Here is a 10,470-nt window from a genome sequence, read left to right as displayed (position 1 = left end):
TTGAAGACAACCGCGATATCCTCGCCAATCTGGCCGATTACCTGGGGCTCAAGGGTTACACCGTGGATTGCGCGCAGGACGGCTTGTCGGGTCTGCACCTGGCCGCCACCGAGCATTACGACTTGATCGTGCTCGACATCATGCTGCCCGGCATCGATGGCTACACGTTGTGCAAACGGCTACGCGAAGACGCGCGCCGCGACACCCCGGTGATCATGCTGACCGCGCGCGATCAGCTGGACGACCGACTGCAGGGGTTCAAGTCCGGCGCTGATGACTACCTGGTCAAACCCTTTGCGCTGTCCGAGCTGGCAGCACGCATCGAAGCCGTCATGCGCCGTGCCCAGGGTGGCGGCCGCCGAACCCTGCAGGTCGGTGACTTGCAGTATGACCTCGATACCCTGGAGGTTACTCGCGAAGGACGCCTGCTCAAACTCAACCCGGTGGGCCTGAAATTGCTCGCGGTGCTGATGCAAAAAGTCCGCACGTGCTGCGCCGCGAAATTCTCGAAGAAGCGCTGTGGGGTGATGATTGCCCGGACAGCGACAGCCTGCGCAGTCATGTCCACCAGTTGCGCCAGGTGATCGACAAACCGTTCGCCAAACCCTTGTTGCAAACAGTGCACGGTGTCGGTTATCGCCTGGCCGAGGGTCGAGATGGAGTTTAGACAGAGCCTCGCTCAACGGATCATCATCGCCTTTGCGTTGATGAGCGCGCTGGTGGCGGGCGCCTTTGCCATGGGCATCGTCGCGACTGTGCACCTGGTCGAGGAAAAACTGATTTCCGCGGGACTGGGTGGTGACCTGCAGCGTCTGCTGTTGATGGACAGTGTGGCGGACTGGAGCCATCGACCGGAGCCGGACCAGCTGTTCTATTTCAGCGGCGGCCCGGGTGATTTCGATGTACCCAAGGACCTGCGCCACCTGGACCCGGGATTCCACGAAGTGTTTCGTGAGCAGCTGTCGTATCACGCGATGGTCGAGGTCGTCGACGGCCGGCGCTACGTGTTGCTGCAGGACCAGAGCGATTTCGAAGAACGCGAGCGGGTGCTGTTTGCCGTGGTGCTGGTGGGCTTTGTCCTGAGCCTGGCGCTGGCGGTATTTCTCGGCTGGGTGCTGGCGCGCAAGGTCATGGCGCCGGTAGTGCGCCTGGCCCGGCAAGTGCGTCATCGCGACCAGCTGCTGGGTATGGCGCCACCGCTTGCACCGGACTACGCCGCTGATGAAGTGGGCGAACTGGCCGTGGCCTTCGACGCCACGCTCGGGCGCCTGCGCCAGGCGTTGACTCGGGAGCGGTTGTTCACCAGTGACGTCAGCCACGAGCTGCGCACGCCATTGATGGTGCTGGCCAGTTCCTGCGAACTGTTGCTGGAGAATCCTGCTATCGACCAGCGTGGGCGCGCGCAGGTCGAGCGCATCGCCCGCGCCTGCGCAGAAATGCGCGAGCTGGTGCAAACTTTCCTCGTATTGGCCCGCGCGCAACGCGAGGATGTCAGCATGGCACCTCAACAAAATCTCAGCGAAGTGGCCGACGGTTTGCTCAACCTCTGGCGCGAGCCGATCGAGAACAAAGGGCTGGAGTTGCAGTTTGTGCCGGGCGATCCGGCCGGCACCCGCTACAACGCCACCCTCCTGCATGCGGTGATGGGCAACCTGTTGCGCAATGCACTGCATTACACCGAACAGGGGTTCATTCGCCTGACCCTGACGCCGACGGGGTTCCTCGTAGAAGACAGTGGGGTCGGTATTCCCGAAGAAAAACGCGAGGCGATGTTCGAGCCGTTCGTGCGGGGTGCAGAGAAACGCGGCGAAGGCCTGGGCCTGGGGCTTTCGCTGGTGCAAAGGATCTGCGAGAACCAGGGCTGGAGCGTCAGCCTGACCACGATGGAGCCCAACGGCTGCCGATTTAAGGTAGAGCTGCATCCAGTGGATGTGAGCTGACTGATCCCTTCCTGCAACACTGGCCCATAGAGATTATGCGGCCATGTAAAACCCTGAAATACTTCAGGGTTTTACATAACAAATCTTTCACAAAGTCATGACCTGACGCTGACACGGCCCTACCTATGGTGGTCTTCATCAGCAATTAGGAAACTTGGCTATGGACAATCCGATCAAACTCGATTTTTCCAAAAAGTATGACGATCAACATGCTTTAAGATACCTTCAGAAACATAAGAACGGTTTGGGCCGCCGCCTGTCTCATTGGCGGGATATTCAGCTGGCCCGTAAAGCGCTGACGCTGGCGGGCGAGCCCGGACTGGTCCTTGATTTACCGTGCGGGGCGGGGCGTTTCTGGCCATTGCTGGCGGAAAAACCCAACCGGGTGATCATTGGCGCGGACAATTCCGAGTCGATGATCCGGACGGCCATGCAGGCACAACCGGCGGAGGTGGTGAAACGGGTACAACCCTTGCACACATCTGCGTTCGACATTGCCTTGCCTGATAACGCCGTCGACAGCATTTTCTGCATGCGTTTGCTCCATCACATCGGTGAAGCCGAGCATCGACGGGCCATTCTGCGTGAATTTGAACGCGTCACCCGTGACAGCGTGATTATTTCGCTGTGGGTGGATGGCAACTTCAAGGCCTGGAAACGCAAGAAGGCCGAGGCCGAGCGTGGACAGGAAGGTTACCAGAATCGCTTTGTGTTACCGGCTGTTACGGTCGAAAAGGAATTTGAAGACGCTGGGTTCCGCATTCAAGAACAACTGGATTTTATTCCGCTCTATGCCATGTGGCGGGTTTACGTATTACGCAAGAGGTAACGGAATGGCAGTGCAATTTGCAGCAGAATCGGACATTGCTCCGCAGGATCGTTTTGACTATTACTGGAACCAGCGCGGTGAGTGGGTAGAAGAACCCAACGTGCGTCGTGGTGGCGAAAGTGGTGTGCAACGAGTCATCGGACGTGACGGGCAACTGCTGTATGCAAAGCGCCAGACCGGACACATCTATCGCAGTTGGTTGCACCCGTTCGGTCGCCCGACGGTATTGCGTGAGCTCGATGCCCTGACCGGTGTGAGCAAGCTCGGAGTGCGGGTGCCGGAAATCGTTTTCTGCGGCGCGCAACCTGACCCGCAATACAAGTGGCGGGCCTTGCTGGTGACGAAGTCGCTGGACGGTTTCGACGAACTGGAAAAGTGGGAAGCCGGCGGCGGTCGCGCGCAATTCGGCGAAGCGGTTTATGAGCGTGTCCTCAAAGAGCTGGCCGAGAATCTTGCGCGTATGCACAAGGGCCGTTGGCAGCACAGTTGCATCTACATCAAACACGTATTTGTGCGGGTAACCGGTGAGCCTGAGTCGGCCAAGGTCGAAGTCGCTTTGATCGACTTCGAGAAGTGCCGGCAACGTTTGACCGCCTATCGCGCCGCCTCCCATGACATGAAGCAAATGCGTCGCCACTCGTCGTTCAGCGATACGGACTGGAAAAAACTCGTCTACTTTTATGAGACGGCGTTTGGCAGCGCTATCAAAGGTTTATAGCGATGAAACTCGAAATTGCACGAGGTTTGTTCCTGGTAGGGGCCTTGGCAGTTGCTTCACTGGCGGTGGCTGCCTGGGAGCAGCCTCGCATGCAGGTAATAGGTGCATCCGCAACGGATGCTCACTGCGCTATACCCCGCGTGGCAAAAGTCTCTGCGGCGAGTAAACCCGACCATGATTTGTTGCTGTTCATGTTCGGGCTTTCCCAAGGGATGAAGCCACAGAGTTGACCCGGTTGAAGCCCACATAAAAGGCCTCGCAAGTGCGAGGTCTTTTTTATGGATGAATACAAACCCCCTGTGTAGGAGCTGCCGCAGGCTGCGATCTTTTGATTTGGTTTTTAAAACGCATGGTCAAGGTCAAAAGATCGCAGCCTGCCGCAGCTCCTGCAGGGTCATGGTTTTAGGTCAGGTTTCGCCAGCAGGGTGTAGATGCACGGCAACACAAACAGCGTAAACAACGTGCCGATCGACATCCCCGTCGCAATCACCATGCCGATATCAAACCGGCTCACAGCGCCTGCACCGGTCGCCAGAATCAACGGCACCATGCCAAACACCATCGCCGCGGTGGTCATCAGCACCGGTCGCAAGCGAATCGCCGCCGCTTCCTCCACCGCTTCGCGCGCCGTGAGGCCTTTGTCCTTGCGCAACTGGTTGGCGAATTCGACGATCAGGATCCCGTGTTTGCTGATCAGCCCGATCAGCGTTACCAGTCCGACCTGGGTGTAGATGTTCATGCTCGACCAACCGAGGAACAGCGGAATCAGCGCGCCGCAAATCGACAGCGGCACTGTCACCAGAATCACCAGTGGATCGCGGAAGCTCTCGAACTGCGCCGCCAGCACGAGGAAAATGATCGCCAGCGCCAACGCGAAGGTTACCCACAAGGCACTGCCTTCCTGGACGAACTGGCGTGACGCGCCGCCATAGTCGAAAGCAAAACCGGCCGGTGCTTCCTCGCGGGCAATCTGCAACACGGTGTCGATCGCTTCGCCCATGCTCACCAATGGCACCCCGGACAGGATCGCCGAGTTGAGTTGCTGGAACTGGTTGAGTTGCCGCGGACGCGCGCGGTCAGTGATCTTGATCAGTGTCGACAGCGGCAGCAGCTCACCCTGGGTGTTTTTGACGTAGTAATTGTTCAGCCAGTCCGGGTTATCTCGGTACGCTCGTTCGACCTGAGCGATGACCTTGTAGCTGCGCCCTTCGATGGTGAAACGGTTGATTTCCGCCTCACCGAGCAGCGTCGCCAGGGTGCCTCCGAGATCCTGCATCGACACGCCCATCTGCGCGGCTTTGGCGCGGTCGATGTCCACCACCACTTCAGGTTTGTCGAACGCCAGGTCGACGTCGACGAAAGCAAACTTGCCTGACTCCATGGCTCGCTTCTTCACCCTGTCCATGCACTTGCAGCAGTGACTCATAGTCGTTGGCAGAGTTGATCACGAACTGGAAGGGCAGGCCCTCGCCCGTACCCGGCAGGGAGGGCAGGTTGAAGCCGAACACCTGCAAGCCGGAAATATTCCCCAGCTTCGGCCTGGACCTCCGGCAGGATTTCCATCTGTGTGCGGCTGCGCTCATTCCATGGCTTTAGCAGGAAACCGCCAATCCCCGATTGTACGCCGCTGAAACCATTGATCTGGAACGAGGAGTAGTATTCCGGGAACTCCTTGAAGATCTGGATGAACTCGTCGGTGTAGGCGTTGAGGTAATTGAGGTTGGTCGGCTGCGGCGCGTTGGCCAGCATGAAGATAATGCCCTGGTCTTCGTCGGGCGCCAGCTCGGACTTGGTGAACTTGAGCAATACCGGAATCAGGCACAACACGATGACCGCGAACACCAGCACCACAGGCCGGGTGTTCAGGGTGCCGTGCAACATTTTCTGATAACGGCGCTTGATGGTTTCGAAAGCCCGGTCCAGGCGACGGGCAAATCCACTGGGATTTTCATCGTGACGCAGCAAAAAAGCGCACATCATCGGCGATAGGGTCAGCGCGACGACCCCGGAAATCACCACTGCACCGGCCAAAGTCAGGGCGAACTCCTTGAACAGCGCCCCGGTCAGCCCGGTGAGGAAACCGATTGGCGCGTACACCGCCGCCAGGGTGATGGTCATCGATACCACCGGCATGGCAATTTCCCGCGCACCCTCAAGGGCGGCATCAAAAGGCGTCTTGCCTTCCTCGATGTGCCGGTGGATGTTTTCCACCACGACAATCGCATCGTCGACCACCAGCCCGATGGCCAGCACCATCGCCAGCAAGGTCAGCAGGTTGATCGAGTAACCCATCATCTGCATGAAGAACATCACGCCGATCATCGACAGGGGAATGGTCACCACCGGGATCACCACCGAGCGCAGCGCACCCAGGAACAGGAATACGACGACGATGACGATGAGTACGGCTTCGAACAGGGTCTTGACCACCTCATCAATCGAGGCCTGGATGAACAAGGTCGCATCGTAGGCGATCTCGCTCTTGAGGTTGGGCGGCAACTGCGCCTCCAGCTCCGGCATGATCTTGCGCACTTCCCTGATCACGTCCAGCGGGTTGGCGCCCGGCGAGGATTTGATGCCGATGTACACCGACGGTGTGCCGCCGAACGAGCTGATCGAGTCGTAGTTCTCCGCGCCCATCTCCACCCGGGCGACATCGCTGAGCAGCACGCGGCTGTCGCCGTCGATCTTCAACGGAATCGCGGCGAAGGCTTCAGCAGACTTGAGCTCGGTGTTGGCGTTGATGCTGGTGACTACATACTCGCCTTTCACTTCGCCGGCGGCGGAGAGGAAGTTGTACTGGCGCACGGCGTTGGTCACGTCGCTGGCGCTGAGGCCGAAACCGGCGAGTTTCACCGGGTCGAGCCACAGGCGCATGGCGAATACCTGATTGCCGAGAATCTCCGCTTCGGCCATGCCCGGCAGGGTCGCCAGTTTTGGCTGGATCACCCTGGACAGGTAGTCGGTGATCTGCGGGTTGCTCAAGTCCTTGCTGAAGAAGCTGATGTACATCAGCGCCGAAGCGTCGGCGGACTCCTTGCTCAGCACCGGGTCTTCGGCGTCCTGCGGAAGTTTGTTCTTCACCTCGTTGGCTTTGGCCAGCAGTTCGGTGAACAAGCGATCAGTGTTGGAGCCGATGCGTGCGTAGATCGAAATCGTCGAGAAGTTCTGCCGACTGACCGAGGTCATGTAGTCGATACCCTCGGCGCTGGCCAGGCTCTGTTGCATCGGCTGGGTGATGTAGCCCTGAATGGTCTCGGCGTTGGCCCCGGGGTACGCCGTGGTCACGGTGATCAGGGCGTTTTCCATTTGCGGGTATTGGCGCAGCGGCAGCTTGCTCCAGGCCTGGAAGCCGAGCAGCACAATCAACAGGCTGACCACGGTGGCGAGCACCGGGCGGCGGATGAACGGATCGGTAAAAGCCATGGGGTTTCCTTGATCAGTCGGCGCGGGGCGGACTGTTCTGCTCGCCGAGGGTCTTGTCGTCGCTGATTGCGATGGGTGCGCCGTTGTCCAGTTTGATCTGGCCGGCGGTGACCACTTTTTCACCCTTTTGCACACCTTTGTTAATCATCACCAGCCCGTCGCGGCGCTCGCCGGTTTCGATGAAACGCCGTTCGGCGATGAGGATCGGCTGATCCTTGTCGTCTTTCTCGACTGTGCCGTCTTCGGCTTTTTTCTGCGCCACCACGTACAGCGAGTTGCCGTAGAGGGTATAGGTGATAGCACTCTCCGGCACGACGACATGTTTCTGCGGATCCGGCAGCAGCACTTCGAGGCTGGTGAACATGCCCGGCAGCAGCTTGCCCTCGGGGTTGGCCAGGGTGGCGCGCACTTGCACGTTGCGCGTGGTGCTTTCGACAATCGGGTTGATCGCGCTGATCTTGCCGGCGAAGTTTTGCCCTGGATAGGCGGCGACTGAAATCTGCACCGGTTGGCCGATGGCCAGTTTCGGCACCGATTGCTCGGGCAGGTAGAAGTCAGCGTAGAGGCTGCTCAGGTCTTGCAGTGTGGCAATTTTGGTACCGCTGGCGAGGTAGTCGCCGACGTCGACCTGACGGATGCCGATGGTGCCGCTGAACGGCGCGAGGATGCGTTTTTTCGCCAGCGAGGCGTTGAGCTGATTGACCGTGGCCTTGTTCTTTTGCAGTACGGCGGAGAGGCGGTCGTATTCGCCTTTGGAGATGGCGCGGCTGTCGACCAGTTGGCTGCCACGGCCGAAGTCCAGTTGCGCGAGGCCCAGATCAGCCTTGGCGGTTTCCAGCAGGGCGGTTTCGACGGCGCTGTCGAGTTGCAGCAACGGTTGTCCGGCTTTGACCTTCTGTCCTGACTCGAACTTGAGCTCGGTGACGGTGCCGGCCACTTCCAGACTCAAGTCGACGCCTTGCAGCGCCTTGAGCGTGCCGACGGTGGGCAAGCGCATCTGCCACGGCCGTTCGGACGCGGTGGCCACGGCGACGCTGATCGGCGGTTTTGGCGCAGAGAAGCCTTGGATCATCGTGTAGATGGAGAAGGCCTTGTAGGCGGCCAGGACCAACACGATCAGCAAAACAACACCCAACATGATCAGCATGCGGCGACGCAGCATATTTCCAGTTCCTTGGATAAATCAGGGCATACAGACCGGCACATTACTCCGAGTGGCGGGGGATTCCAACTGATAGAACTTACAGGGGTACGGCTTTCGACGGGCGTTGGCCTGAAAAGATCGCAGCCTTCGGCAGCCCCTGCAGGTTGAGCGCATTCCAGTGCAGGGGTGCCGCAGGCTGCGATCTTTGGCGCTATTACGTCATCAAGTGCAAATGGTTGTCCCAGAGCCCCGCCGGCAGTTCCAGCGGCTTGGCCAGCAGTTCATCCTGGCGGCAATCGTAGTAACGGCAACGGCCCTGACCCGAGGTCACGACAAAACCGTCCTTCACCGCACCCACGCCCGCGCAATCAGGCAACGGCGCGTCGAGGCGCACTTCGCCGCTGTCCAGATCCCAGATAAAGAAGCGATTGCCACGGGGCGCCGTCAATGCGACCAGACGCAACTCGCTGTGCACCGCCACACTCGCTGTGTAATGCCCCATCGACTGCAACTGATGCTCCGGCACCGGGAACGCCACGAATGGCTGCCCCGGACGCTTGATCGCCAACAGCTCCGAACGCTCATGCGAGGCGCCCATGAATTGCTGGCCGGCGACGATGGTGCCGTCGCTGGCAATGCCCAGGTGGCGCACGCTGTTCATCTGCTGGGCGAGGGTTTCCTTGCTTAGCAGGGTGCCGTCGCGCTGCATCAGCACCAGGCTTGGCTCCATGGCGTTGAGGTTCATGTCGACGCGGCTTTCCGCTTCAGTACGAATCCCGCCGTTGGCCACCACCAGCGTCTCGCCATCGGGCATCCATGACACCTGATGCGGGCCGAGGCCATAAGTGGAAATCTCACCGCTGTGCACCAGCCGTTCGCCTTCGAACTTGTACACCCCGAGCAAACCACGACCGGCATCGCTGGTGTCATTCTCGGTGGCGTACAGGTATTCGCCGTCCTTGTGAATCACCGCGTGACCGTAGAAGTGCCGGTTCGGTTGCGAGGTCACGGTTTGCAGCACAGTGCCGTCGCGCAGGTCGATCAGGTAACTCTCGATACCTGGGCGACGGGCCACGAACAAGGCCATCGGCTCTGTTGGATGATTGATGATGTCATGGCAACGCTGGCCAACCTGCGTGGCGAACACCTGAGTGCCGTCCAGACGATACCCGACCGCATAGTGCTTGCCATCGGTGTCGTCCCGCGCCGAGAGCAGCAGAGGGCTCTTGTCCTTTTGCTTGAACAGCGTCCAGCCGCCCAGTGTCACTGCTCCCAGCAGCAAGCTACCTAAAGTCAGAGCCTGACGTCGCAGCATCGCAGTCGCCCTCATCAGTCACCGTCGTTGGCGTTGAAGCCCAGTTGGATGCCCAGCGCCTTGGCCAGTTCGCCTTCGTGCAGGCGATGGACAACGTTGAGGCTGTCATAGATATCGTTGAGTTGCTGGCGACCGGCGTCGTCACCGAGCATTTCGGCCAACGTGCGCTGATTGCTGGCGAACAGTTTCAGGGATGCAGCGTAAGCGGCGTCGATCTTGTCGGCCAGGGGTTTCTGTTCGCTCGGCAACAGGCCGCGCAGGCCTTTGTTGTCGACACCTTCCCAAACGGTCTTGGCGGCGGCAAGGCTGGCTTCCAGGCCGCTCAGGGAGGAATGGCTGCGCCATGCATCGGCCTGGAACGGTTGTGGCACGCCCTTGCTCTGGCGGCCCATCGGCGTGCCGAGTTTTTCTTCAGACTGTCGAGGGCGGTCACCTGTACTCGCAGCAGATCGGCGATGGCCTCATGGGAGTCGGCGTAGCGCTGGTTGGGGAACTTGCTCATCTGCGCGAGCATGCCGTCGGTGTTGTTCCAGCTTTTGAGAATGTCTTCGGCCAGCAGTTTCTGATGTTCGCCGATCGCCTTGAGCAATGGGCAGTATTTGGCTTTCTGCGAATCGTTGGCAACGTCAGGCTTGCTGTCGAACAGGATGTATTCGTAGGCCGACAGTCCTTGGACCACAACACTCGACTTGGCGAGGGTAGCAGCGTCGATCTGCGGCTGCGCGACGACCAGTTGCTCGACCTGACGGCCGACAAGGTTTTTCTTGTCCGGCCAGAACTGCACCTGCCACGAACGGTTGCCCTCGGCCAGCGGGCCGATCAGCAGCGGTTGCAACTCGGCCCAGGCCTTTTGCGCATGCAGGAAGTCCTTGCGTGCCGTGTCGAGATTTTCCTTGCCTTCGCAGTAGGCGAGGGCACTGACAGCCAATTGGCGATCGGCTTCCACCCAGCGGGTATACGTAGGCAGGATCACCGATTTGGCGATTGCCGCCGACGTGACGGCCTGTGGGTCCTGCGGGGAGCAGGCGCCGAGGGCGAGGGCGGCAAGGCTGGTGAACAATAATTTGGGACGGAACATGTAAGGCTCCCGCTGAGTGA

General features: G+C 59.7%; 6 protein-coding genes and 3 pseudogenes. 5 read left to right on the top strand and 4 right to left on the bottom strand.

What is annotated here, in order from left to right:
• The 5 genes and pseudogenes from JFT80_RS06645 to JFT80_RS06625 all read left to right on the top strand — a co-directional run.
• A pseudogene (locus JFT80_RS06645) lies at positions 1-667 on the top strand (response regulator transcription factor); the annotation flags it as partial.
• Positions 657-1,940, top strand: coding sequence for a HAMP domain-containing sensor histidine kinase (locus JFT80_RS06640; protein ID WP_201147330.1), 1,284 nt, complete (start codon positions 657-659; stop codon positions 1,938-1,940). The pseudogene JFT80_RS06645 and the gene JFT80_RS06640, both read left to right, overlap by 11 nt.
• A 160-nt stretch (positions 1,941-2,100) precedes the next feature.
• The gene (locus JFT80_RS06635; RefSeq protein WP_201147329.1) at positions 2,101-2,769 is read left to right on the top strand and encodes a class I SAM-dependent methyltransferase; all 669 of its coding nucleotides are present in this window, start codon (positions 2,101-2,103) and stop codon (positions 2,767-2,769) included.
• 4 nt (positions 2,770-2,773) lie between these two features.
• Positions 2,774-3,487 (top strand): lipopolysaccharide kinase InaA family protein, encoded by a 714-nt coding sequence (locus JFT80_RS06630; protein WP_201147328.1) that lies wholly within the window; start codon positions 2,774-2,776, stop codon positions 3,485-3,487.
• A 2-nt stretch (positions 3,488-3,489) separates the two neighbouring features.
• On the top strand, positions 3,490-3,717 hold the full coding sequence (locus JFT80_RS06625; RefSeq protein WP_201147327.1) for a hypothetical protein: 228 nt from the start codon (positions 3,490-3,492) through the stop codon (positions 3,715-3,717).
• 164 nt (positions 3,718-3,881) lie between these two features.
• On the opposite strand, the pseudogene JFT80_RS06620 reads toward JFT80_RS06625, so the two are convergent.
• The 4 genes and pseudogenes from JFT80_RS06620 to JFT80_RS06605 form a co-directional block, all read right to left on the bottom strand.
• Positions 3,882-6,913, bottom strand: a pseudogene (locus JFT80_RS06620) (multidrug efflux RND transporter permease subunit).
• 13 nt (positions 6,914-6,926) lie between these two features.
• Complete coding sequence (locus JFT80_RS06615; RefSeq protein ID WP_201147326.1) at positions 6,927-8,075, bottom strand: efflux RND transporter periplasmic adaptor subunit; 1,149 nt, start codon at positions 8,073-8,075, stop codon at positions 6,927-6,929.
• A gap of 196 nt (positions 8,076-8,271) precedes the next feature.
• Positions 8,272-9,372, bottom strand: a complete 1,101-nt coding sequence (locus JFT80_RS06610; protein ID WP_201147325.1) for a DUF1513 domain-containing protein — start codon at positions 9,370-9,372, stop codon at positions 8,272-8,274.
• A 14-nt stretch (positions 9,373-9,386) separates the two neighbouring features.
• Positions 9,387-10,450, bottom strand: a pseudogene (locus JFT80_RS06605) (imelysin family protein).
• Positions 10,451-10,470: the final 20 nt, after the last annotated feature.

This window comes from Pseudomonas sp. TH10 (assembly GCF_016651255.1).
Lineage (GTDB): Bacteria > Pseudomonadota > Gammaproteobacteria > Pseudomonadales > Pseudomonadaceae > Aquipseudomonas.
This window is presented reverse-complemented; position numbering and strand designations above follow the sequence as displayed.